This window comes from Bacillus sp. FSL P4-0334, from assembly GCF_038004825.1.
In the GTDB taxonomy this organism is placed as follows: Bacteria; Bacillota; Bacilli; order Bacillales; family Bacillaceae; genus Bacillus; species Bacillus velezensis.
Map to the genome: position 1 here is coordinate 1075001 of NZ_JBBORX010000001.1, position 24151 is coordinate 1099151.

Below are 24151 nucleotides of genomic sequence, written 5' to 3' on the forward strand. Positions count from 1 at the left end.
GGAGCGCTTAGAAGTGAGAATGCCGGTATGAGTAGCGAAAGAGGGGTGAGAATCCCCTCCACCGAATGCCTAAGGTTTCCTGAGGAAGGCTCGTCCGCTCAGGGTTAGTCGGGACCTAAGCCGAGGCCGAAAGGCGTAGGCGATGGATAACAGGTTGATATTCCTGTACCACCTCCTCACCATTTGAGCAATGGGGGGACGCAGGAGGATAGGGTAAGCGCGGTATTGGATATCCGCGTCCAAGCAGTTAGGCTGGGAAATAGGCAAATCCGTTTCCCGTGAAGGCTGAGCTGTGATGGCGAGCGAATTATAGTAGCGAAGTTCCTGATTCCACACTGCCAAGAAAAGCCTCTAGCGAGGTGAGAGGTGCCCGTACCGCAAACCGACACAGGTAGGCGAGGAGAGAATCCTAAGGTGATCGAGAGAACTCTCGTTAAGGAACTCGGCAAAATGACCCCGTAACTTCGGGAGAAGGGGTGCTCTGTTAGGGTGCAAGCCCGAGAGAGCCGCAGTGAATAGGCCCAGGCGACTGTTTAGCAAAAACACAGGTCTCTGCGAAGCCGTAAGGCGAAGTATAGGGGCTGACGCCTGCCCGGTGCTGGAAGGTTAAGAGGAGCGCTTAGCGTAAGCGAAGGTGCGAATTGAAGCCCCAGTAAACGGCGGCCGTAACTATAACGGTCCTAAGGTAGCGAAATTCCTTGTCGGGTAAGTTCCGACCCGCACGAAAGGCGCAACGATCTGGGCACTGTCTCAACGAGAGACTCGGTGAAATTATAGTACCTGTGAAGATGCAGGTTACCCGCGACAGGACGGAAAGACCCCGTGGAGCTTTACTGCAGCCTGATATTGAATGTTGGTACAGCTTGTACAGGATAGGTAGGAGCCTTGGAAACCGGAGCGCCAGCTTCGGTGGAGGCATCGGTGGGATACTACCCTGGCTGTATTGACCTTCTAACCCGCCGCCCTTATCGGGCGGGGAGACAGTGTCAGGTGGGCAGTTTGACTGGGGCGGTCGCCTCCTAAAAGGTAACGGAGGCGCCCAAAGGTTCCCTCAGAATGGTTGGAAATCATTCGCAGAGTGTAAAGGCACAAGGGAGCTTGACTGCGAGACCTACAAGTCGAGCAGGGACGAAAGTCGGGCTTAGTGATCCGGTGGTTCCGCATGGAAGGGCCATCGCTCAACGGATAAAAGCTACCCCGGGGATAACAGGCTTATCTCCCCCAAGAGTCCACATCGACGGGGAGGTTTGGCACCTCGATGTCGGCTCATCGCATCCTGGGGCTGTAGTCGGTCCCAAGGGTTGGGCTGTTCGCCCATTAAAGCGGTACGCGAGCTGGGTTCAGAACGTCGTGAGACAGTTCGGTCCCTATCCGTCGCGGGCGCAGGAAATTTGAGAGGAGCTGTCCTTAGTACGAGAGGACCGGGATGGACGCACCGCTGGTGTACCAGTTGTTCTGCCAAGGGCATCGCTGGGTAGCTATGTGCGGACGGGATAAGTGCTGAAAGCATCTAAGCATGAAGCCCCCCTCAAGATGAGATTTCCCATTCCGCAAGGAAGTAAGATCCCTGAAAGATGATCAGGTTGATAGGTCTGAGGTGGAAGTGTGGCGACACATGGAGCTGACAGATACTAATCGATCGAGGACTTAACCAATTTGAATGTATGCTTACTGTTATCTAGTTTTGAGAGAACACTCTCAATGGTTTGGTGGCGATAGCGAAGAGGTCACACCCGTTCCCATGCCGAACACGGAAGTTAAGCTCTTCAGCGCCGATGGTAGTCGGGGGTTTCCCCCTGTGAGAGTAGGACGCCGCCAAGCTATATTATGGTAAAGGCAGCTCATCATGAGCTGCCTTTTTTGTTTTTGAATAAAAACAAAACAAACACCGAAATACGGAAACGCCCATATACTAATTGCAAACTTCAAAAAGGTCCAAATTGTGTATACAATCAACAACTTAAGGGAAGGCTATTCATACGGAGGTGGGCAAAATGAATGAAACGTCCAGCCATGAAGAAACATGTATTGTGTGTGAAACCAAAAAAAGCAGGGGAATCCATATTTATACGAAATTTATATGTTTAGAGTGTGAGAAGAAAGTAGTTTCCACTCCGACCTCTGATCCAAATTATGAATTTTTCGTTCGTAAACTGAAAAGCCTTCATACACCGACGTTATATTCTTAACCCTGAAAAGGGTCTTTTTTTTGCCTGAAATCAGAGGAGTTTTTACACTTTTTATAAAAGAACTGATACGATAAGAAGAGGAACTTGTTTAGACATGGAATGTAATAGATAATACTGATAAAAGTGAATAAATAGGAGTCGATCAAGTATGAAACCGTTTATTCAATATATGAAATGGACGCTTTGCGGCAGCACAGTTTTTGTATTAGCGGGGATAACCTTCTTTACGATAGGGCATCAGCCTTTTTTGTATTCGTTTTTATACGGGGCAGCCAGCGGAGCCGCAGCCAGTGCGGCCGGACTATGGAATGCGAAGCGTCTCTTTTTAAAAAAACACCGGCTGACAAGAAAAGAATATGCTTATATCAAGGAAAATCTTGAGGAAGCAAAGGGTAAAATCATCCGATTACGCAGGGCGCTTTTTCGCTCTAAAAGTATACAAATGCTGAAGCAGAATGCAGAGATACTGCGGATAACCCGACGAATATATCTGCTCACAAAGCAGGAGCCGAAGCGTTTTTATCAGGCAGAGCGTTTCTATTATCAAACGCTTGATTCTGTTGCGGAACTGACGGAAAAGTATGCTCTGCTCTCCTCACAGCCGCGAAAAAATAAAGATTTATCAATGTCCTTGAGTGAGACGAGGATGACTCTGGCAGAGCTCTCCAGAAGGCTGGAAGAGGATCTTCATGAACTGATGAAGGAGGACATCGACGACCTGCACTTTGAATTAGATATGGCAAAGCATTCACTGAGAAAATAAGAAAGGAAGAAGGAAATGGCCAAAGACCGTTCCGACGACAGCATGGGCGCCCAAAATGACCAGACCCCTCTAAAGCTTGCAGATACGCTGCCGGAAGAAAAAAGAGAGGCGGCACTTCGGCTCGCTGAAAAACTGGACCCTGAGAACATGCAAAGCATTGTACTGTTTGGTTCACAGGCGCAGGCGAATCTTCTGGAATTTTCCCACACGATGATAGAGCACGTTCAAAGAAAAGATGCAGGAGAGATGGGACAGATACTGGCTGATTTGATGCTGAAGCTTGACCAGGTCAACCCTGATGATCTGCAGATGAAGAACAAAGGGTTTTTCGCCAGGCTGTTTAAAAGGGTGTCCGGTTCTGTACAGGAAGTGCTTTCGAAATATCAAAAGACAAGTGTGCAGATTGACCGTATCAGCAGAAGGCTGGAACATTCTAAAAATGTGCTGTTGAGTGACAATAAATTGTTAGATCAGCTGTACGCCCAAAATAAACAATACTTTTCTGATTTAACTATGTATATAGCAGCGGGGGAATTAAAATTAGATGAGCTGAAAACAAAGATGATACCCGAAGCGGCAAGAAAAGCCGAATTACAAGAACACAATCAAATGGCCGCGCAGGAAGTGAATGATCTTCGCCAGTTTGCCGACCGTCTGGATAAGAGGGTGCATGATCTGCTGCTGAGCAGGCAGATTACGCTTCAGAGTGCGCCGCAAATCCGCCTGATTCAAAACACGAATCAGGCACTGGCAGAGAAAATTCAGTCCTCCATTGTTACGGCTATTCCTTTATGGAAGAATCAAGTCGCCATCGCGCTGACGCTTATGAGGCAGCGGAGTGCGGCAGATGTGCAGCAGAAGGCGGCGGATACGACAAATCAATTGCTGCTGAAAAACGCTGAACTTCTGAAAACAAGTACAGTCGAGACCGCCAAAGCCAATGAGCGCGGACTTGTTGAGGCAGAAACCCTCAAAAAAGTGCAGGAAAGCTTAGTCAGCACACTTGAAGAAATCATGTCTATTCAAGAAGAAGGCAGGATGAAACGCAGGCTTGCCGAGAAGGAGCTTGTTATCATGGAAGGCGATTTAAAAAAGAAGCTGCTTGATATGAGGTCCGGCCGGGATAACGGCTAGATGGCAAAAAGTCTTAGCTTTAAGTTGGCTCGCAGGCACGATATAATAAGAAAGACAGGCAAAGGATTTGTTTAAAAATGGACACACCTTTATATACAGCGCTGATGAAGCATGCGCACCGAAATACGTATTCTTTTCATGTTCCGGGACATCACAATGGAGATGTCTTTTTTGATGAAGCCAAATCTGTATATCAATCTCTTTTATCTATTGATATGACTGAGATCACGGGTCTTGATGACTTGCATCACCCGACGGGGGTCATTAAGGAAGCGCAGGATTTGGTGAGCAGATTTTACGGCTCTCAGGAAAGTTTCTTTCTCGTCAATGGAACGACCGCCGGCAATCTGGCGATGATTTTAGCTGTTTGTGAACCGGGTGAACCCATTCTGATCCAGCGTAATTGTCACAAGTCTGTTTTCCATGCGGCGGCATTGGCCGGAGCCAAGCCGGTTTATTTGGCGCCGGAAATCGATGAAAACATGCATGTGCCGGCACATGTATCCCTTTCAGTCATCGAAAAAGCGCTGGCGTCATATCCGAACGCGAAAGGACTTGTTCTGACCAATCCGACTTACTACGGACACGCCGCCGATTTGACCGCGGCAGTTAACAAAGCCCATTCATACGGCGTTCCTGTACTGGTGGATGAGGCTCATGGGGCTCACTTTGTGTTAGGCCAGCCTTTCCCGCCTTCATCATTGGCTATGGGGGCGGACGCCGTTGTTCAATCGGCTCATAAAACGCTTCCGGCTATGACGATGGGGTCTTACTTTCATTTGAACAGCACCAGAATTGACAGAGATCGATTAACTTATTATGTAAGCAGTTTGCAAAGCAGCAGCCCGTCATACCCGATTATGGCATCTTTAGATACGGCGCGCGCTTATGTGCAGGATATTGCTGAAAAAGGGACACTTCCCGTTCATATGGAGCGCATTGAGAAAATCAAACGAAGGTTCGCATCAATTTCTTCTATTGAAATAATCGAGCCTTCCGGATATGGGCTGCGGGCGGACCCGTTAAAATTAATTCTTCGGTCAAAGCTCGGACATTCCGGCTATTCATTACAACGGATTTTGGAGAGTGAAGACATTGTTGCCGAGCTGGCTGACGAGTACCAAGTATTGCTCGTACTGCCGATAGGCGGCCGGCGGATGATAGAACAGGCAACCGTAAGAAACATACAGCAGAAACTGGAGAATACACCGCCCGATAAATTGCCGGATGCCGTGAATTGGACATTTCCGTCCATTTCGACAATTGAATATCCGCAAAATGAGATGCGGAAGTTTAAAAAAGAGCTTACAGATATAAATAAGGCTGCCGGGCGCTTGCATGCGGGGAACATTATTCCTTATCCGCCGGGAATTCCGCTGATCATGGACGGAGAACGGATAACAGAAGAGATTCTACAAAAGCTTTCCCGTTTAATCGGCATGGACGCGCATATTCAAGGCTTGTTAAACGGGGAACAATTACTTGTCTATATAGAAGAGGAGAAATCATGAGCGGTTTATTTATAACATTTGAAGGTCCTGAAGGTGCAGGGAAAACGACTGTGCTTCAGGAAATGAAAGAGATTCTGTCGGCAGAGGGGCTCCCGGTGACAGCGACAAGAGAACCGGGCGGCATCGACATTGCGGAACAGATCAGAGAAGTGATCTTAAATAAAAACAATACACTGATGGATGCCAAAACGGAGGCGCTGCTTTACGCTGCGGCGAGAAGACAGCATTTAGTCGAAAAGGTGCAGCCTGCATTGAAAGAAGGCCGCATTGTGCTGTGCGATCGTTTCATCGACAGTTCGCTGGCTTACCAAGGCTATGCGAGAGGGCTCGGCATTGATGAAGTCCTTTCTATCAACCAGTTTGCAATCGGCGATACGATGCCTGATGTCACCATCTATTTTTCTATTGAGCCGGAAGAAGGGTTGAAACGGATTACGTCGAATGATTCAAGAGAGAAGAATCGTCTCGATCTTGAGGCCCTGCACTTTCATACGAAAGTACGGGAAGGATACCAAAAGGTAATGCAGCGTTTTCCGGAAAGATTCCATACAATCGACGCATCGAAAAAGAAGGAACTCGTCATTCAGGACGCACTTCAAGTGATAAATGAAGCATTGAAAAAAATTCAGTTGTGACCTGTTTCTCATAAGTTGCTATAATGAATGTAACGATAATGTTCTTTCCAACCTAAAGGGGGCCTAGAGAATGAAACTAATAGTGGCAGTGGTGCAGGATCAGGACAGCAACAGGCTTTTGAAAGTATTAACCGACCACAACTTCAGGGTGACGAAGCTTGCGACAACAGGCGGATTCCTTAAATCAGGCAATACGACGTTTATGATCGGGGTGGAAGATATCCGTGTCGATAAAGCGCTCAGCCTCATTAAAGAGAATGGCTGTAAACGTGATCAGATGATTGCCCCGGTATCCCCGATGGGCGGGAATGCGGATTCCTACGTTCCATATCCCGTCGAAGTGGAAGTCGGCGGAGCGACGGTCTTTGTCCTCCCGGTCGATGAATTTCATCAATTTTAAGGATTTGACGACGTGAAAATAAATTCTGACTTACGTACATTTATTGAGAAAAAGCAGCAGCCTGCTTATAAAGCGGCAGAGCTTTCCGGAACATTTAAAAGTTCAATGGACAGCCAAAGCAGCAAGCTGAAATTTGATCAGCTGAGCAGGTTCTTAACGGATATAGAAACGTTCGGGAAAAGGCTGACGAAGTCGAGAAACTTCAAAGACTTAGCGAAATTCAAAGGATTGGTAAAACGTTTTGTAAAAGAGGCCGTAGACAGCGGGTTATCGCATGAGACGGAGAAAAGCTTTGACCTGTACGGAAGCAGCCGGACTCTGGGGCTTGTGAAAGAAATAGATGAAAAACTGCTTCAGCTGACGGAAGAAATGTTAGATCAGGAAAAACCGGCAATTGATTTGCTGGATCGAATCGGAGAAATAAAAGGTTTATTGATTAACCTTTACACATAGAGAGTGATACAATGGCAATATCATGGAAGGAAATGACCGGGCAGCAGCCCAGAGTGATGCGGCTTTTGCATAACAGCATTGAAAAGAAAAGGCTTTCTCACGCATATCTGTTTGAAGGCAAAAAAGGAACGGGCAAATTGGATGCCGCACTGCTTCTCGCAAAAAGCTTTTTTTGCCTTGAAGACGGGACTGAGCCTTGCGGGGAGTGCCGGAACTGTAAGCGTATTGAATCCGGAAACCATCCCGACCTCCATGTGGTTCAGCCCGACGGATTATCCATTAAAAAGGCTCAGATCCAATCGCTTCAGGAAGAGTTTTCTAAAACAGGACTGGAATCGCATAAAAAGCTGTACATTATATCCCATGCGGATCAAATGACGACAAATGCAGCAAACAGTCTGCTGAAATTTTTAGAGGAGCCGAGTCAAGACACCATCGCAATTCTTATTACTGAGCAGCTCCACCGAATACTGGATACCATCGTTTCGAGATGTCAGGTTCTCCCGTTCCAGCCGCTTCAGCCGAAAGCCATAGAAGAAAGACTGATTGAACAGGAAGTGAGCCCTCACATGGCCCGGCTCTTAGCAAATATGACAAATAATATTGCGGAAGCAGTCGAATTAAGTCGAAATGATGAGTTTGCAGAGTCCAGAGCGAAAGTGATAAAATTGTATGAAGTCTTACATCAGCGGAAAGGACATGCCTTTTTCTTCATTCAGGATCAGTGGGTGCCCTTTTTCAAAGAAAAAACCCATCAAGAAATGGGTCTTGATATGCTCTTATTGATATACCGTGATGTATTATCCATCCAAATTGGAAATGAAGATAAACTGATTTATCAAGACTTATTCCAATCAATAAAACAGCATGCGCTGCAATTTACACAACAAAGCGTTACGAACCAAATTCTCGCTGTTTTAGAAGCAAAAAAACGGCTTCATTCCAATGTGAATGTGCAGGGATTAATGGAGCACTTGGTGTTAACGTTGCAGGAGGGATAAGCTTGTACAACGTAATAGGCGTCCGCTTTAAAAAAGCGGGGAAAATTTATTATTTTGATCCGAACGGATTTGATATAGAACAAGACAGCTGCGTCATTGTTGAAACCGTAAGAGGTGTCGAATACGGGCAGGTTGTCATCGCAAATAAACAAGTGGACGAGCATGATGTTGTGCTTCCGCTTCGAAAGGTCATACGCGTTGCTGATGAACGCGATCTTCTCATTGTAGAAGAAAACAAACAGGAGGCCCTGTCCGCTTTTGAAGTCTGTCAGAAAAAAGTGGCTGACCACGGCTTAGATATGAAGCTGGTTGATGTTGAGTTTACATTTGACCGCAATAAAGTCATTTTTTACTTTACAGCAGACGGACGGGTTGATTTCAGGGAATTGGTCAAAGACTTGGCTTCTATCTTTAAAACGAGAATCGAATTGCGCCAAATCGGGGTGAGGGACGAGGCGAAAATGCTCGGCGGTATCGGACCATGCGGGAGAATGCTTTGCTGCTCCACGTTCCTCGGTGATTTTGAACCGGTGTCCATTAAAATGGCGAAGGATCAAAATTTATCGTTGAATCCAACGAAGATTTCCGGTCTGTGCGGCCGTTTGATGTGCTGTTTGAAGTACGAAAATGATGAGTATGAGACGGCAAAAGAACAGCTGCCGGATTTAGGCGAAATGATTACGACGGCAAACGGCCCCGCAAAGGTTGTCGGTCTTAATATTCTGGAACGGGTGCTTCAGGTGGAACTGAAGAATCGTGAAAAAGTGATAGAATATACTTGGGAAGAGCTCTTGGAAGAGGGCGTCGTATCCGCACAAACCACAGATTAACGAGGTGTGGAACCTTGGATAAAAAAGAGTTATTTGATACTGTCATAAACCTGGAGGAACAAATCGGTTCGCTGTACCGTCAGCTGGGTGACTTAAAGCAGCATATCGGCGAAATGATTGAAGAGAATCACCATCTTCAGCTTGAAAATAAGCATTTGCGTAAGCGGCTTGATGATACGACAGAGCAAATTGAGAAATTCAAAGCCGATCAGAAAGAAACAAAAACACAGAAGGCAGAGCAGAGTGATATAGGAGAAGGGTACGACAATCTGGCCCGGCTGTATCAAGAAGGCTTTCATATTTGCAACGTCCATTATGGGAGCGTCCGCAAGGGAGATTGCCTTTTTTGTCTGTCCTTCTTAAATAAAAAATAAGGAAAAGGCTTCCGCTGATGTCGGAAGCCTTTTTCAAAGAGTGCCGAAAGGAATAAGATTATGGTTTCATTACGTGATGATGAAAGATTGGATTACTTATTAGCAGAGGATATGAAAATAGTACAGAGTCCGACGGTTTTCGCTTTTTCATTAGATGCCGTGCTGCTGTCTAAGTTTGCATACGTTCCGATTCAAAAGGGGAACATCGTTGATTTATGCACGGGGAACGGCATTGTGCCGCTTTTGCTCAGCACAAGGTCAAAAGCCGATATCACCGGGGTTGAAATTCAGGAACGCTTGTATGACATGGCGCTCCGAAGCGTGGAATACAACGGGCTGGGCGGTCAGATCAGTCTCATTCATGATGATCTGAAAAATATGCCGGAAAGACTCGGACATAATAAATATGATGTTGTCACCTGCAATCCGCCTTATTTTAAGACACCGAAAGAGGCGGAGCAGAACCTGAACGAGCATCTCAGAATCGCAAGGCACGAAATCCTTTGCACGCTTGAAGATGTGATTTCCGTCAGCAGCAAACTGCTGAAGCAAGGCGGAAAAGCGGCTATCGTTCATCGGCCGGGGAGGCTTTTGGAAATCTTTGAATTAATGAAAGCGTACCGAATAGAACCGAAACGGGTTCAGTTTATTTATCCGAAACAAGGTAAAGAAGCGAATACCATTTTGGTTGAAGGAATTAAAGGCGGCCGCCCTGATCTCAAAATTCTTCCCCCGCTGTTCGTATACAATGAACAAAATGAATATACGAAAGAGATCCGCACGATTTTATATGGAGACAAATAGTCATTTCTTTTATGTGCTGCTGTGCAATGACAACAGTCTGTATGCCGGTTATACAAATGATCTGCAAAAACGGCTGAAAACCCACAATGAGGGAAAGGGCGCGAAGTACACAAGGGCGCGTATGCCGGTTTCGTTATGCCATGCGGAATCATTTGAAACAAAACGGGAAGCGATGCAGGCGGAATACCGTTTTAAGCAGCTGACCCGAAAGAAAAAAGAGCAATATATAGAAGAAAAACGACGCAGCAAGGAGGCTGTATATGTTAAGACGCCAGATGAGTTTTAACGGAAAATCTGAAATGGGAACTCTGTACCTTGTTCCTACACCGATCGGCAATTTGGAGGACATGACCTTTCGTGCAGTAGAGACGCTGAAATCGGCCGATGTCATAGCTGCCGAAGATACGAGACAGACGAAAAAGCTGTGCCATGTTTATGACATAGAAACATCTCTCATCAGCTATCATGAACATAATAAAGAAAGCAGCGGCCATAAAATCATTGAATGGCTGAAAAGCGGAAAGAATGTGGCATTGGTCAGTGATGCCGGCATGCCGACAATTTCCGACCCGGGGGCTGAGATTGTGAGAGATTTCACCCAAATCGGCGGATATGTCGTCCCGCTCCCGGGTGCTAATGCGGCATTAACCGCGCTGACCGCATCAGGCATCACCCCGCAGCCGTTTTTCTTCTACGGATTTTTAAACAGACAGAAAAAAGAAAAGAAGAAAGAACTCGAAATCCTGAAAAAACGGCAGGAAACGATGATATTTTACGAAGCGCCGCACAGATTAAAAGAAACATTAACAGCAATGCATGACGTTTTGGGTAATCGAACCATCGCCGTCACGAGAGAATTAACGAAAAAGTACGAGGAATTTATCAGAGGAACCATCGCCGAGGTGATGGAATGGGCAAATGAAGATCAAATCCGCGGTGAGTTCTGTCTCGTTGTCGAAGGAAATCAAACCGCTGAACCGGAGGAAGAGGAAAAGCCTTGGTGGACGGAGCTTTCTGAGAACGAGCATGTGGAGCATTACATAAACGAAGGAGCATCTTCCAAACAGGCCATAAAACAAACAGCGGTAGATCGGGGCGTTCCGAAACGCGAGATTTATGACGCTTATCACATTCAATCATAAAAAAAACCGTTCTTGTATCGTAACAAGAACGGTTTTTGTATGAAATAGCTTATTTTTGGTTTTGAAGCTGGTTTTGAATTTCAGAGATGATTTGCTCAGCGCCTTCTTTGCTGAGTACCAATTTGCCGCCGGCAAGTTTAAGGTTATCATCAGAAACTTCACCAGTTACTTGGCAAGTCATGTTTGGTTTATATTTTTTAAGGATGATTTTTTCATCATCAACATAAATTTCAAGAGCGTCTTTTTCTGCGATGCCCAGTGTACGGCGAAGTTCGATAGGGATAACGACGCGTCCAAGTTCATCAACTTTACGTACGATACCAGTAGATTTCATTAACAGTCTCCTCCCGAGAGATAATTATTTTGTAGTTTATATTTTTCTTCGTCATTATTCGACAAAATTCCTTACATTCCTAGCATAACAAGGTTTCCAATAATCGTCAATCTTTTTGTTTACTATTGATTGTAAGAATTAGTTCTTATAGTAAGTAAAGCCTTGGAAATCCTGAAATAACAGGCTTTTTGACTGCTTTTTCGAACCTATTATCCTACTGAAAATCCTTTTAAATCAAGACTTTCGAACCAAGATGTTTTATATTAGTAGATTATATACGACAAATTTCGACATGTTAAGACTTTTTTTAATTTCAATAAAAATTTTTAATTTTATTTACTCTTTTACGCGCAGTACGTATATATCCTTGATCTTAAAGGCTAAGATGGTATCATAGATAGAGGACAAATATCAATATTGTATATCAAATAAAACCGCTCTCGTCCTTTGGGCGTGAGCTTTTCGACATTCTGAATGGGAGGTTGCAACATGCCGCAAGACAATAATACTTTTTATATTACAACCCCGATATATTATCCGAGCGGAAAATTACATATCGGCCATGCTTATACTACCGTGGCCGGCGATGCGATGGCGCGTTACAAAAGATTAAAAGGATTTGACGTACGCTACTTAACCGGAACGGATGAGCACGGACAGAAAATCCAGCAGAAAGCGGAGGAAGAGAATATCACGCCTCAAGCTTATGTGGATCGTGCAGTTGCTGAAATCCAAAAACTATGGAAGCAGCTCGACATTTCTCACGATGATTTCATCCGGACGACGGAAAGCCGGCACAAAGAAATTATCGAGAAAGTGTTTCAAAAACTTCTTGATAATGGTGACATTTACCTGGATGAGTATGAGGGCTGGTACAGCATCCCTGATGAAACATTCTATACGGAAACACAGCTGGTGGATGTGGAAAGAAATGAGAAGGGTGAGGTTGTCGGCGGAAAAAGCCCGGACAGCGGCCACCCGGTCGAATTAATCAAAGAGGAGTCATACTTCTTCCGCATGAGCAAATACGCAGACCGCCTGCTGAAGTTTTATGAGGAAAATCCTTCTTTCATCCAGCCTGAATCACGCAAAAATGAAATGATTAACAACTTCATTAAACCGGGGCTTGAAGATTTGGCCGTTTCCAGAACGACGTTCGACTGGGGCGTAAAAGTGCCGGGAAATCCGAAGCATGTCGTGTATGTATGGATTGACGCACTGTTCAACTATATTACAGCGCTCGGTTACGATACGGAAAATGATGAGCTTTACAAAAAGTACTGGCCGGCTGACGTCCACCTTGTCGGTAAAGAAATTGTCCGTTTTCATACCATTTACTGGCCGATTATGCTGATGGCGCTTGATCTCCCGCTGCCTAAGCAAGTCTTCGCGCATGGCTGGTTATTGATGAAAGACGGAAAAATGTCGAAATCAAAAGGAAATGTCGTTGATCCGGTAACGTTAATTGAACGTTACGGCTTGGATGAACTTCGCTATTACCTGCTTCGCGAAGTACCGTTCGGTTCAGACGGTGTCTTTACGCCGGAAGGTTTCGTAGAACGGATTAATTATGACTTGGCGAACGACTTAGGAAACCTTCTGAATCGTACAGTCGCGATGATCCAAAAATATTTTGACGGTGAGATTGGTTCATATGAAGGAAATGTGACCGATTTTGATTCAGAGCTTTCTTCTGTAGCCGGTGAAACGGTTAAAGCTTATGAAAAGGCAATGGAAAACATGGAGTTTTCAGTCGCTTTATCAACGCTATGGCAATTAATCAGCCGTACGAACAAATATATTGATGAAACTGCTCCGTGGGTGCTTGCTAAAGACCAGGAAAAAGAAAAAGAATTACGTTCTGTCATGTATCATTTAGCTGAATCTTTACGTATCTCAGCCGTATTGCTCCAGCCTTTCTTGACACAAACGCCTGAAAAAATGTTTGCCCAGCTCGGAGTTGAGGATCAGTCTCTTAAAGCATGGGACAGCATTCAGACATTCGGTCAATTGAAGAACGCGAAAGTGAAAAAAGGGGAGCCGCTTTTCCCTCGTCTTGAAGCTGAAGAAGAAGTAGCTTACATCAAGCAAAAAATGCAAGGAACTGCTCCTGCTAAAGAAGAAAAGGCGGAAGAGCCGCAAGAAGCAGAGCGTCTTCCTGAAATTACGTTTGATCAATTTATGGATACAGAACTTCGCGTCGCAGAGGTCTTGTCCGCAGAGCCGGTGAAAAAAGCAGATCGGCTGCTGAAATTGCAAATTGATCTGGGCTTTGAACAGCGCCAAGTTGTATCAGGTATCGCGAAGCATTACACACCGGATCAGCTTGTGGGAATGAAGATCATTTGTGTAACGAATCTAAAACCGGTAAAACTGAGAGGCGAGCTTTCTCAAGGAATGATACTGGCAGGAGAATCGGACGGCGTACTTAAAGTTGTAGCTGTCGACCAGTCATTACCGAAAGGCACTCGAATTAAATAATAGATGCAAAAGGTGTTTCACGTGTAACATTCCGTCGAACACCTTTTGTTTTTCAACAAGAAAGGAGTTTTTATGATGCTTTTTGATACACATGCGCACTTAAATGCCGAGCAATTTGACACAGACTTAGAGGAAGTCATTGCGCGTGCAAAGGCTGAAAAAGTTGAACGAATCGTCGTTGTCGGCTTCGACAAACCCACTATCACGCGTGCGATGGAGCTGATTGAGGAATATGACTTTATATACGCTGCGATCGGCTGGCATCCGGTAGACGCAATTGACATGACAGAGGAAGATTTATCATGGATTAAGGAACTGTCCTCTCACGAAAAAGTCGTGGCAATCGGAGAGATGGGCCTTGATTATCACTGGGATAAATCACCAAAAGACGTTCAGAAAGAAGTATTCCGGAAACAAATCGCTCTCGCCAAAGAAGTGAACCTTCCAATTATCATTCATAATCGTGATGCAACGGAAGATGTTGTCACGATTTTGAAAGAAGAGGGGGCGGAAGAAGTCGGCGGTATTATGCACTGCTTTACAGGGAGCGCGGAGGTTGCGCGGCAGTGTATGGATATGAATTTTTATATTTCATTCGGCGGACCGGTTACCTTCAAAAATGCGAAGAAACCAAAAGAAGTAGCAAAGGAAATTCCGAATGACCGTTTGCTGATTGAAACGGACTGCCCTTTCCTGACACCGCATCCTTTCCGCGGCAAAAGAAATGAGCCAAGCTATGTAAAATATGTTGCTGAACAGCTCGCTGAATTAAAAGGGCTGACATATGAAGAAATTGCCTCAATTACAACCGAAAACGCAAAAAGACTTTTCCGCATAAACTGACAGAATGCGCTGTCGTAACGTGTAAAGGCTTGTCCGATTCAGTGGATATGTAAAACGGTTCTACAAGCTTCCTTCTCTTCATAAGATAGGTTGTCGATATGTCTCTCTTCCTTTTTTTGCTTTGTTTTTGCATAATGAGGGATACGCTGAAGGTTTTTCATCTTCGAGATGGGAGGGTTGACAGCATTTTAGATACTCTATATAATCTCTCCGAGGAGAAGGAGGCGTTTTTCATCACACAAAAAATGAAAAAACTGTTTTCCGTAAAGCTTGGTAAAAGCAAGGTTATTCTTATTGCAGCTATTATTCTGCTGGGCGGAACCGGGACTGCATACGGGGCACATGAGCTCTCAAAACAATCAGTTTCTGTTTCTATCAACGGCAAGAAAAAGCAAATACGCACTCATGCAAAAACGGTTGGGGAACTTCTGGAAGATTTACATATAGAGACGAGAAATGAAGACCGGATTACCCCGTCTAAGCAGACAGCATTGGCAGACAACATGAATGTCGTGTATGAAGCTGCAAAGCAGATCCGTGTGACAAGAGGCGGAGAAGAAAAGACTTTATGGTCAACGGCAAAAACAGTCGGCGCATTTCTGAACGAACAGCATACACCTGTGAATCAGCACGATAAAATAGATCCAGCAGCAGATACGAAAGTGACAAACGGCATGAAAGTCACGGTCGACCCGGCTTTTCAGGTCACTGTAAATGATGCGGGAAAGAAAAAGAAAATATGGACGACTTCGACTACGGTCGCTGACTTTTTAACGCAGCATAAGATGGACATGAAAGACGAAGATAAAGTAAAACCGGCATTACACGAAAAGCTCACAAAAAATCAGGCCGGCATACAAATCACTCGTATCGAAAAAGTCACCGATGTAGTTGAGGAAAAAATAGCGTATCAAGTGAAAGAAAAAGAAGATGCGTCTCTCGACAGCGGGAAAGAAAAGATCGTTCAAAAAGGAAAAGAAGGCAAACTTAAAAAGCATTTTCATGTTGTCAAAGAAAATGGAAAAGAAGTTTCAAGAAAGCTTGTTAAAGAAGAAACATCTGAAAAAAGCAAAGATCAAATCATTGCGGTCGGCACAAAGCGGCACAGTCCCAAGATTGAGCAGCTCAGTGCACCTGTGAAGGCATCTTCTGGCGAAACCGGATCTTCCGGTAAAGTGATTACCGTGTCTTCCACGGCTTATACCGCAAGCTGCAGCGGCTGTTCCGGCCATACGGCTACAGGCGTTAACCTGACAAGCAATCCGAATGCCAAAGTCATTGCGGTAGACCCAAGCGTCATTCCGCTCGGCACAAGAGTCCACGTAGACGGATACGGGGATGCCGTGGCCGCTGATACAGGCTCAGCCATTAAAGGAAGACGGATTGATGTCTTTTTCCCTGAAAAATCTTCAGCTTACCGCTGGGGAAAGAAACAGGTCAAAATAAAAATCTTAAATTAATTCCGATTCACTCAGAGGGTTTTGCGCCCTCTGTTTTTTTCGTTATAATAGGTAAAGTGTATTTTCAGTATATTAGACGTGACATGCAAGCAAAGGTTTCGTTTTGGATATAAAAAGTTTTTTTGGAGGAAGTAATGAAAATTAAAGAAATTATTGTAGTCGAGGGACGCGATGACACTGCGCGCATAAAACTTGCCGTTGATGCGGATACGATCGAGACAAACGGTTCCGCAATCGGAGACGAAGTCATCAGGCAGATTCGGCTGGCGCAGGAAACGAGAGGGGTCATCGTGCTGACGGACCCGGATTTTCCGGGGGAAAAGATCCGGAAAACCATTTCTGAAGCAGTACCCGGCTGTAAACACGCATTTCTGCCCAAACATCTTGCCAAACCGAAAAATAAGCGCGGCATTGGCGTTGAGCACGCATCCATTGAAAGCATCAGAGCATGTCTGGAAAATGTGCATGAAGAGATGGAGGCAAAGCCGAGTGAGATTTCAGCTGAAGATGTCATACAGGCCGGTCTGATCGGCGGACCGGCTGCCAAAAGACGCCGCGAACGATTGGGCGACCTGCTGAAGATCGGCTATACAAACGGCAAGCAGCTTCAAAAACGGCTGCAAATGTTTCAAATCAAAAGAAGTGATTTTATTGATGCGCTCGATGCTATGAGGCAGGAGGAACAGGATGAACAATAAAGATATCGCGACACCTATCAGAACGAAGGAAATTCTGAAAAAGTACGGTTTTTCTTTTAAAAAGAGTCTGGGACAGAATTTCTTAATTGATACAAATATATTGGACAGAATTGTGGACCATGCGGAAATTACGGATCGGACCGGAGTCATTGAAATCGGGCCCGGGATCGGCGCGCTGACAGAGCAGCTTGCCAAACGGGCGAAAAAGGTCGTCGCGTTTGAAATTGATCAGCGCCTGCTGCCCATTCTCAATGATACGCTGTCTCCATATGACAATGTAACGATCATTCATCAAGATGTGCTGAAAGCAGACGTTAAATCTGTCATTGAAGAGCATTTTCAGGATTGTGATGAAATTATGGTGACGGCGAATCTCCCATATTATGTGACGACGCCGATCATCATGAAGCTCTTGGAAGAACATCTTCCGTTAAAAGGGATTGTCGTGATGCTGCAAAAAGAGGTCGCTGAGCGGATGGCCGCTGATCCTTCCTCTAAGGAGTACGGATCGCTTTCCATTGCGGTTCAGTTCTATACGGAGGCCAAAACCGTCATGACCGTCCCGAAAACGGTGTTTGTGCCTCAGCCTAATGTCGATTCCGCGGTTATCCGGCTTTTACTGCGTGACGGCCCGGCGGTTGACGTCGATAATGAACCGTTTTTCTTCCAGCTGATTAAAGCAAGCTTCGCACAGCGCCGGAAAACCTTGCTGAACAACCTTGTGAACAATCTTCCGGGCGGAAAAGAAAAAAAAGCTCAAATTGAAGAAGTTCTTCAAGAAACGAATATTGACGGAAAGCGGCGCGGTGAATCCCTGTCCATAGAAGAATTCGCGCTCCTGTCCAACGGATTGCATAAAGCCCTTTTCTAAGAGGGCTTTTTGTTTTGCGTCACCACTTGGACTGCCGCTACATAGGCTAGAGGAGAACCTTATTCATTCAACTGCAAGAAAAGCTTGAAACATCAAGCGCCGCAGCGGAAAGAGGTGTATTTGCCAAGACTTCTTTCATGATGAGGCTTAGTCTATTTGTGGAGTGGGTAACGTGCAATTTCAAATAGGAGATATGGTAGCCAGGAAATCCTATCAAATGGATGTTTTATTTCGCATTATCGGTATAGAGCAAACAAGCAACGGAAATTCAATTGCCATCCTGCATGGTGACGAAGTCAGATTGATTGCGGATGCTGATTTTTCTGATTTGGAGCCTGTCAGAAAAGACGAACAGGCCATGAGAAAGAAAAGAGATGAAAGCAGGATGAATGAATCTCTCGAGCTGCTCCGCCAGGATTATAAGCTGCTTCGGGAAAAACAGGAATATTATGCGACAAATCAATATCAGCATCAGGAGCACTACTTTCATATGCCCGGAAAGGTATTGCATCTGGACGGCGATGAGGCCTATTTGAAAAAGTGCCTGAACTTTTATGAAAAAATCGGTGTGCCGGTATACGGAATTCATTGCCATGAGAAAAAAATGCCGGCATCAATTGACGAGCTGCTTGATAAATACAGGCCGGATATTTTAGTCATCACCGGCCATGATGCATATTCCAAGCATAAGGGAGGCGTGAACGATTTAAGCGCCTACAGGCATTCCAAACACTTTGTCGAAACCGTTCAAAAAGCGAGGCGTAAAGTCCCTCATTTGGATCAGCTGGTCATATTCGCGGGTGCCTGCCAATCTCATTTCGAGTCTTTAATCAGAGCGGGCGCGAATTTCGCAAGTTCTCCGTCACGCGTCAATATCCACGCGCTTGACCCGGTATATATTGTCGCGAAAATCAGCTTCACTCCGTTTATGGAGCGGATCAATGTATGGGATGTCCTGAGAAATACGCTGACGAGAGAGAAAGGGCTGGGAGGAATTGAAACGAAGGGTGTGCTGCGTGTCGGTATGCCGTATAAATCAAATGGATGAGTGATAAAACCCGCATATATTTCGCTATGCGGGTTAATTATTTTACATATTGATACATAAATTTCCGGAACTTGTGAAAAATAACGCAGAAATCAATAGAATTTTGTCAAAATAATTTTGTTGACAATGACTTATTAACGTTGATATAATTTAAATTTTATTTGACAAAATTGGGCTCTTGTTGTACAATAAATGTAGTGAGGTGGATGCAATGGCGAAGACGTTGTCCGATATAAAAAGATCGCTTGATGGGAATTTAGGTAAACGGCTTACGTTAAAAGCAAACGGCGGCCGCCGAAAAACGATTGAGCGTTCGGGCATTTTAGCTGAGACGTACCCTTCTGTTTTTGTGATACAACTAGATCAAGACGAGAATTCGTTTGAAAGAGTTTCATACAGTTATGCTGATATTCTGACTGAGACTGTTGAATTGACATTCAATGACGATGCGGCAAGCTCAGTAGCATTTTAATGGGCAGTGAACCTTTTGTTTACTGCTTTTTGTTTTGCCTTCTAAAGCTCTTCTAATTATTCCCTCGAAAGTTTCAGCCGATTAAACGGAAGCTATAAGTGTCACATGTTTTATCGTGGCGTGCACGAATGGTGATCAATTCTATAAAAGGGGTTGTTTCGTTTGGGCAGACGTCGTGGAGTTATGTCAGATGAGTTCAAATATGAGCTGGCGAAGGACCTTGGTTTTTACGATACGGTGAAAAACGAGGGCTGGGGAGGCATTCGGGCGCGTGACGCCGGGAATATGGTAAAACGCGCGATTGAGATTGCCGAACAGCAGATGGCGGCTCAGAACCAAAATAACCGATAATGCAGTGGCCCGGGGGACAATCCGTTCCCCGGTTTTTTCTATCGGCTGTCAAAACCGGCGTCAATTTCGGATAAGTACCTCCGGGTCTCCAAATGTGATACAATGTTCATACTTATGTTTAGATGGAGAAGTAGGTGAAAGCTATGCGTATTTTAGAAAAAGCGCCGGCCAAAATCAATCTGTCCCTCGATGTGACGAGTAAACGCCCGGATGGTTATCACGAAGTGGAGATGATCATGACGACAATTGATTTGGCAGATCGGATTGAACTGACAGAACTGCCCGAAAACGTTATCAGAGTGGCGTCGCATAATCGCTTTGTTCCGGATGATCAAAGGAATCTGGCTTATCAGGCAGCCAAACTGCTTAAAGAACGATTTCAAGTCAAAAAAGGCGTTTCCATTATGATTACAAAAGTGATCCCTGTAGCGGCAGGGCTTGCCGGCGGAAGCAGCGATGCGGCAGCCACGCTCAGAGGGCTGAACAGGCTTTGGGATTTAAAGCTTTCTGTCGAAGAGCTCGCGGAGCTTGGAGCTGAAATCGGTTCAGACGTGTCCTTCTGTGTATACGGAGGCACTGCCCTGGCAACCGGACGCGGTGAGAAGATCAGGCACATCAGTGCTCCGCCTCATTGCTGGGTCGTGCTCGCCAAACCGACGATCGGGGTATCGACTGCCGAAGTGTACCGCCGGCTGAACTTACAGCAGGTTCGGCATCCTGATGTGCAGGCGATGATTGACGCGATTGAAGAAAAAAGCTTCCAAAAGGTATGCGGACAATTAGGAAACGTATTGGAGTCGGTTACGCTCAGCCTCCATCCCGAGGTGGCGATGATTAAAAATCAAATGAAACGCTTCGGCGCTGATGCGGTGTTAATGAGCGGAAGCGGACCGACTGTATTCGGTTTGGTTCAATACGAATCGAAGGTGCAGCGGATTTATAACGGGTTAAGAGGTTTCTGTGATCAAGTGTACGCGGTGCGGATGATCGGCGAACAGAATGCTCTTGATTAAATCCGTATGTTAAGTTATATTATTTTTAAATTATTCGGATTTTGGGGGTAAGTTCATGAAGTTTCGTCGCAGCGGCAGATTGGTGGACTTAACAAATTATTTGTTAACCCATCCGCATGAATTAATACCGTTAACGTTTTTCTCAGAACGGTATCAATCAGCAAAGTCATCAATCAGTGAAGATTTAACGATTATTAAACAGACCTTTGAACAGCAAGGCATTGGGACGCTGCTTACAGTGCCGGGAGCTGCCGGAGGCGTCAAATACATTCCGAAAGTGAAACAGGCTGAAGCAGAAGCGTTTATACAGGAGCTGGGACAGTCTTTAGTAAATCCTGAGCGTATCCTTCCGGGCGGTTATGTATATTTAACGGATATCTTAGGAAAACCATCTGTCCTCTCTCATGTAGGCAGGCTTTTTGCTTCCGTTTTTGCGGAGCGGGAGATTGATGTGGTGATGACCGTTGCGACAAAAGGAATCCCTCTTGCTTACGCAGCGGCCAGTTATCTGAACGTTCCGGTTGTCATCGTGCGAAAGGACAACAAAGTGACGGAAGGCTCCACGGTGAGCATCAATTATGTATCAGGGTCGTCTAACCGCATTCAAACGATGTCGCTTGCGAAAAGAAGTTTGGCTACGGGTTCGAACGTTTTGATTATTGACGATTTTATGAAAGCCGGCGGCACCATTAACGGCATGATCAGCCTGCTTGATGAGTTTAACGCAAACGTTGCGGGAATAGGCGTCTTGGTTGAAGCCGAGGGAGTGAATGAACGGCTTGTCGATGAATACATGTCACTGCTCACGCTTTCAACCATCAATATGAAAGACAAAACGATTGAGATTCAAAACGGCAATTTTCTGCGATTTTTTAAAGAACAGCATTTAAAGAATGGGGAGACAGAAAAATGACAAAAGCAATCCATACAAAACACGCGCCGGCAGCGATCGGGCCATATTCACAGGGAATCATCGTAAACAACATGTTTTACAGCTCAGGCCAGATTCCTCTTACTGCTGAAGGAGAAATGGTAAACGGTGATATCACAGAGCAAACGCATCAGGTGTTCAGCAATTTAAAAGCTGTGCTGAAAGAAGCGGGCGCTTCTCTCGAGACGGTTGTCAAAGCAACGGTGTTTATTGCTGATATGGAGCAGTTTGCGGAAGTGAATGAAGTGTACGGACAATACTTTGATGTACATAAGCCGGCAAGGTCTTGTGTGGAAGTGGCGAGACTGCCGAAAGACGCTCTCGTGGAAATTGAAGTCATTGCGCTGGTGAAATCTTAAATCTCAGAAAAGTGGTTCCGGTATTCGGGATCACTTTTTTTATGCAGTATATGATCCCCAAATATGGTTTATCACCTAATTGTGTATGTATATCCTATATTTTCAAAAAAACTTTTTGAAACGTGCAGGAATTTAAAAAGAATCGTGGAATTGTTAGACTAATGCTTTTATATAGGGAAAAGGTGGTGAACTACTGTGGAAGTTACTGACGTAAGATTACGCCGCGTGAATACCGATGGTCGCATGAGAGCGATTGCATCCATCACGCTGGATCACGAATTTGTCGTACATGATATTCGTGTGATTGATGGAAACAATGGTCTTTTCGTTGCGATGCCGAGTAAACGCACCCCTGATGGAGAATTCCGCGATATTGCTCATCCTATTAATTCCAGCACGCGGGGCAAGATCCAGGATGCTGTTTTAAATGAGTATCATCGTTTGGGTGATTCTGAAGCATTAGAATATGAAGAAGCCGGGGCTTCTTAAACATAACAAAATGTAAGGACTGCTGATAAAGGCTGACACAAGGCCTTTTCCGGCAGTCCTTTTTTAAATCTGATTTTTCAGTAATAAAGCGATTACATAGAAAATTCTTGCACTTTTTGATGTCTTCTTGAAATCAACAGCTATTTAGGATATATTTTTCTATGGATAAAAGGGATATTGGAGGCCATTAAATGGATAAGCGGTTTGCAGTGATTTTAGCTGCCGGAAAAGGAACGAGAATGAAATCGAAGCTTTATAAGGTCCTTCATCCGGTATGCGGAAAGCCTATGGTAGAGCACGTCGCAGACGAAGCTCTGAAATTATCTTTAGCGAAGCTTGTCACCATCGTAGGACACGGCGCCGAAGATGTGAAGAAGCAGCTCGGACAGAAAAGCGATTACGCTCTCCAAGCAGAACAGCTCGGTACGGCTCATGCGGTAAAACAGGCAAAACCATTTCTTCACGGAGAAAAGGGTGTCACGATCGTTATTTGCGGCGATACACCGCTTCTGACGGCGGAGACGATGGAAGCCATGCTGAATGAACATACAGACAAAGGTGCAAAAGCCACGGTGTTAACGGCCGTTGCCGACGATCCCGCCGGATACGGAAGAATCATCCGCAGTGAAGACGGCGCCGTTCAAAAAATCGTGGAGCACAAGGATGCTTCGGAGCAAGAACGTCTTGTGAAAGAAATCAACACGGGAACGTACTGTTTTGATAACGAGGCTCTTTTTCGTGTCATCGAACAGGTTTCGAATGAAAATGCCCAAGGCGAGTATTATCTGCCGGATGTGATCGAAATCCTCAAAGACGAAGGCGAAACTGTTGCCGCTTACCAGACTGGTAACTTCCAAGAGACGCTCGGAGTGAATGATAGAGTCGCTCTTTCTCAGGCTGAAATGTATATGAAAGAGCGTATTAACAAACGGCATATGCAGAACGGAGTCACTTTAATCGATCCGATGAATACGTACATCTCACCTGACGCACGTATCGGACAAGATACAGTTATTTATCCCGGAACTGTGTTAAAGGGACAAGCTGAAATCGGCGATGAATGTGTCATCGGCCCTCACACTGAGATAGAGGACAGCTCAATCGGCAGCCGCACTGTGATTAAACAATCCGTTGTCAATCGCAGCAAAGTTGGGAATGATGTAAATATCGGTCCTTTTGCTCACATCAGACCCGATTCCGCAATCGGCAATGAAGTGAAGATCGGAAACTTTGTTGAAATCAAGAAAACACAATTCGGCGACCGGAGCAAAGCATCTCATTTAAGCTATATCGGTGATGCCGAAGTGGGCACGGATGTGAATCTGGGCTGCGGCTCCATCACGGTCAATTATGATGGGAAGAAAAAGTATTTAACCAAAATTGAAGACGGCGCCTTTATTGGCTGCAACTCCAATCTGGTCGCTCCTGTTACAGTGGGAGAAGGCGCGTACGTCGCTGCGGGTTCAACCGTAACTGAAGATGTGCCGGGCGAAGCGCTTGCCATTGCCAGAGCAAGACAAGTAAATAAAGAAGATTATGTGAAAAACATTCATAAAAAATAATCC

The 24151-nt window shown here is 45.2% G+C and carries 27 protein-coding genes and 2 rRNA genes (1 of these 29 only partly in view); 28 read left to right on the plus strand and 1 reads right to left on the minus strand.

All coding sequences use genetic code 11. The features are described 5' to 3' along the window. From NSQ37_RS05485 to rsmI, 15 genes are all read left to right on the plus strand, one after another. Positions 1-1655, plus strand: a 23S ribosomal RNA gene (locus NSQ37_RS05485) (it extends 1275 nt beyond the left edge of the window). 50 nt (positions 1656-1705) lie between these two features. Next, positions 1706-1821, plus strand: a 5S ribosomal RNA gene (gene rrf / locus NSQ37_RS05490). Between the two features lie 173 nt (positions 1822-1994). Then, positions 1995-2189, plus strand: a complete 195-nt coding sequence (locus NSQ37_RS05495; protein WP_007409914.1) for a sigma factor G inhibitor Gin — start codon at positions 1995-1997, stop codon at positions 2187-2189. A gap of 148 nt (positions 2190-2337) precedes the next feature. Continuing rightward, positions 2338-2952 (plus strand): 5-bromo-4-chloroindolyl phosphate hydrolysis family protein, encoded by a 615-nt coding sequence (locus NSQ37_RS05500; protein WP_043020650.1) that lies wholly within the window; start codon positions 2338-2340, stop codon positions 2950-2952. 15 nt (positions 2953-2967) lie between these two features. Continuing rightward, positions 2968-4086, plus strand: coding sequence for a toxic anion resistance protein (locus NSQ37_RS05505; protein ID WP_076425837.1), 1119 nt, complete (start codon positions 2968-2970; stop codon positions 4084-4086). Between the two features lie 77 nt (positions 4087-4163). Beyond that, on the plus strand, positions 4164-5597 hold the full coding sequence (locus tag NSQ37_RS05510) for an aminotransferase class I/II-fold pyridoxal phosphate-dependent enzyme (protein ID WP_032870874.1): 1434 nt from the start codon (positions 4164-4166) through the stop codon (positions 5595-5597). After that, positions 5594-6232, plus strand: a complete 639-nt coding sequence (tmk, locus tag NSQ37_RS05515; RefSeq protein ID WP_007409918.1) for a dTMP kinase — start codon at positions 5594-5596, stop codon at positions 6230-6232. The genes NSQ37_RS05510 and tmk overlap by 4 nt, the downstream gene beginning before the upstream one ends. Positions 6233-6302: 70 nt before the next feature. Next, positions 6303-6632 (plus strand): cyclic di-AMP receptor DarA, encoded by a 330-nt coding sequence (darA, locus tag NSQ37_RS05520; protein WP_004264734.1) that lies wholly within the window; start codon positions 6303-6305, stop codon positions 6630-6632. Positions 6633-6644: 12 nt separating this feature from the next. Further along, positions 6645-7085, plus strand: coding sequence for a YaaR family protein (locus NSQ37_RS05525; protein WP_004264730.1), 441 nt, complete (start codon positions 6645-6647; stop codon positions 7083-7085). A gap of 11 nt (positions 7086-7096) precedes the next feature. Beyond that, a complete protein-coding gene (holB, locus tag NSQ37_RS05530; RefSeq protein WP_007409919.1) occupies positions 7097-8086 on the plus strand; it encodes a DNA polymerase III subunit delta' in 990 nt (329 codons plus the stop codon). 2 nt (positions 8087-8088) lie between these two features. Further along, complete coding sequence (gene ricT, locus NSQ37_RS05535; RefSeq protein WP_004264723.1) at positions 8089-8916, plus strand: competence/sporulation regulator complex protein RicT; 828 nt, start codon at positions 8089-8091, stop codon at positions 8914-8916. Between the two features lie 14 nt (positions 8917-8930). Continuing rightward, positions 8931-9290, plus strand: a complete 360-nt coding sequence (yabA, locus tag NSQ37_RS05540; RefSeq protein ID WP_004264720.1) for a replication initiation-control protein YabA — start codon at positions 8931-8933, stop codon at positions 9288-9290. Between the two features lie 60 nt (positions 9291-9350). Next, complete coding sequence (locus NSQ37_RS05545; protein WP_015239018.1) at positions 9351-10094, plus strand: tRNA1(Val) (adenine(37)-N6)-methyltransferase; 744 nt, start codon at positions 9351-9353, stop codon at positions 10092-10094. After that, on the plus strand, positions 10081-10380 hold the full coding sequence (locus tag NSQ37_RS05550; RefSeq protein WP_015239019.1) for a GIY-YIG nuclease family protein: 300 nt from the start codon (positions 10081-10083) through the stop codon (positions 10378-10380). Before NSQ37_RS05545 ends, NSQ37_RS05550 begins: the two co-directional genes overlap by 14 nt. After that, positions 10355-11236, plus strand: coding sequence for a 16S rRNA (cytidine(1402)-2'-O)-methyltransferase (rsmI, locus tag NSQ37_RS05555; protein ID WP_043020647.1), 882 nt, complete (start codon positions 10355-10357; stop codon positions 11234-11236). Before NSQ37_RS05550 ends, rsmI begins: the two co-directional genes overlap by 26 nt. 49 nt (positions 11237-11285) lie before the next feature. Here the strand turns inward: rsmI and abrB are convergent, their stop codons facing one another. Continuing rightward, on the minus strand, positions 11286-11576 hold the full coding sequence (gene abrB, locus NSQ37_RS05560) for a transition state genes transcriptional regulator AbrB (RefSeq protein ID WP_169510469.1): 291 nt from the start codon (positions 11574-11576) through the stop codon (positions 11286-11288). Positions 11577-12059: 483 nt separating this feature from the next. Between abrB and metG the strand changes: the two genes are divergently transcribed. From metG to glmU, 13 genes are all read left to right on the plus strand, one after another. Continuing rightward, on the plus strand, positions 12060-14051 hold the full coding sequence (metG, locus tag NSQ37_RS05565) for a methionine--tRNA ligase (RefSeq protein ID WP_011996169.1): 1992 nt from the start codon (positions 12060-12062) through the stop codon (positions 14049-14051). A gap of 75 nt (positions 14052-14126) precedes the next feature. Beyond that, positions 14127-14894 (plus strand): TatD family hydrolase, encoded by a 768-nt coding sequence (locus NSQ37_RS05570; RefSeq protein WP_025284081.1) that lies wholly within the window; start codon positions 14127-14129, stop codon positions 14892-14894. 134 nt (positions 14895-15028) lie between these two features. Beyond that, positions 15029-16354: a G5 and 3D domain-containing protein gene (locus NSQ37_RS05575; protein WP_023356663.1), complete on the plus strand. Its 1326-nt coding sequence runs from the start codon at positions 15029-15031 to the stop codon at positions 16352-16354. A gap of 134 nt (positions 16355-16488) precedes the next feature. Next, entirely contained in the window at positions 16489-17052 is a 564-nt protein-coding gene (rnmV, locus tag NSQ37_RS05580) for a ribonuclease M5 (RefSeq protein WP_004264696.1), read from the plus strand. Next, positions 17042-17923 (plus strand): 16S rRNA (adenine(1518)-N(6)/adenine(1519)-N(6))-dimethyltransferase RsmA, encoded by an 882-nt coding sequence (rsmA, locus tag NSQ37_RS05585; RefSeq protein WP_015239023.1) that lies wholly within the window; start codon positions 17042-17044, stop codon positions 17921-17923. Before rnmV ends, rsmA begins: the two co-directional genes overlap by 11 nt. A 172-nt stretch (positions 17924-18095) precedes the next feature. Continuing rightward, positions 18096-18971 (plus strand): sporulation peptidase YabG, encoded by an 876-nt coding sequence (gene yabG, locus NSQ37_RS05590; protein WP_025284083.1) that lies wholly within the window; start codon positions 18096-18098, stop codon positions 18969-18971. A 211-nt stretch (positions 18972-19182) separates the two neighbouring features. Further along, complete coding sequence (gene veg, locus NSQ37_RS05595) at positions 19183-19443, plus strand: biofilm formation stimulator Veg (protein ID WP_003218330.1); 261 nt, start codon at positions 19183-19185, stop codon at positions 19441-19443. A gap of 162 nt (positions 19444-19605) precedes the next feature. Continuing rightward, on the plus strand, positions 19606-19794 hold the full coding sequence (locus tag NSQ37_RS05600) for a small, acid-soluble spore protein, alpha/beta type (protein WP_011996172.1): 189 nt from the start codon (positions 19606-19608) through the stop codon (positions 19792-19794). Positions 19795-19937: 143 nt separating this feature from the next. Further along, positions 19938-20807, plus strand: a complete 870-nt coding sequence (ispE, locus tag NSQ37_RS05605) for a 4-(cytidine 5'-diphospho)-2-C-methyl-D-erythritol kinase (RefSeq protein ID WP_007409927.1) — start codon at positions 19938-19940, stop codon at positions 20805-20807. A 55-nt stretch (positions 20808-20862) separates the two neighbouring features. Then, the gene (gene purR, locus NSQ37_RS05610; protein WP_004264666.1) at positions 20863-21720 is read left to right on the plus strand and encodes a pur operon repressor; all 858 of its coding nucleotides are present in this window, start codon (positions 20863-20865) and stop codon (positions 21718-21720) included. Beyond that, on the plus strand, positions 21717-22097 hold the full coding sequence (gene ridA / locus NSQ37_RS05615; RefSeq protein WP_004264663.1) for a 2-iminobutanoate/2-iminopropanoate deaminase: 381 nt from the start codon (positions 21717-21719) through the stop codon (positions 22095-22097). Before purR ends, ridA begins: the two co-directional genes overlap by 4 nt. Positions 22098-22292: 195 nt before the next feature. Next, the gene (gene spoVG / locus NSQ37_RS05620; protein WP_004264660.1) at positions 22293-22586 is read left to right on the plus strand and encodes a septation regulator SpoVG; all 294 of its coding nucleotides are present in this window, start codon (positions 22293-22295) and stop codon (positions 22584-22586) included. A gap of 191 nt (positions 22587-22777) precedes the next feature. Further along, positions 22778-24148: a bifunctional UDP-N-acetylglucosamine diphosphorylase/glucosamine-1-phosphate N-acetyltransferase GlmU gene (glmU, locus tag NSQ37_RS05625; RefSeq protein WP_004264658.1), complete on the plus strand. Its 1371-nt coding sequence runs from the start codon at positions 22778-22780 to the stop codon at positions 24146-24148. The last annotated feature ends 3 nt before the right edge of the window (positions 24149-24151 follow it).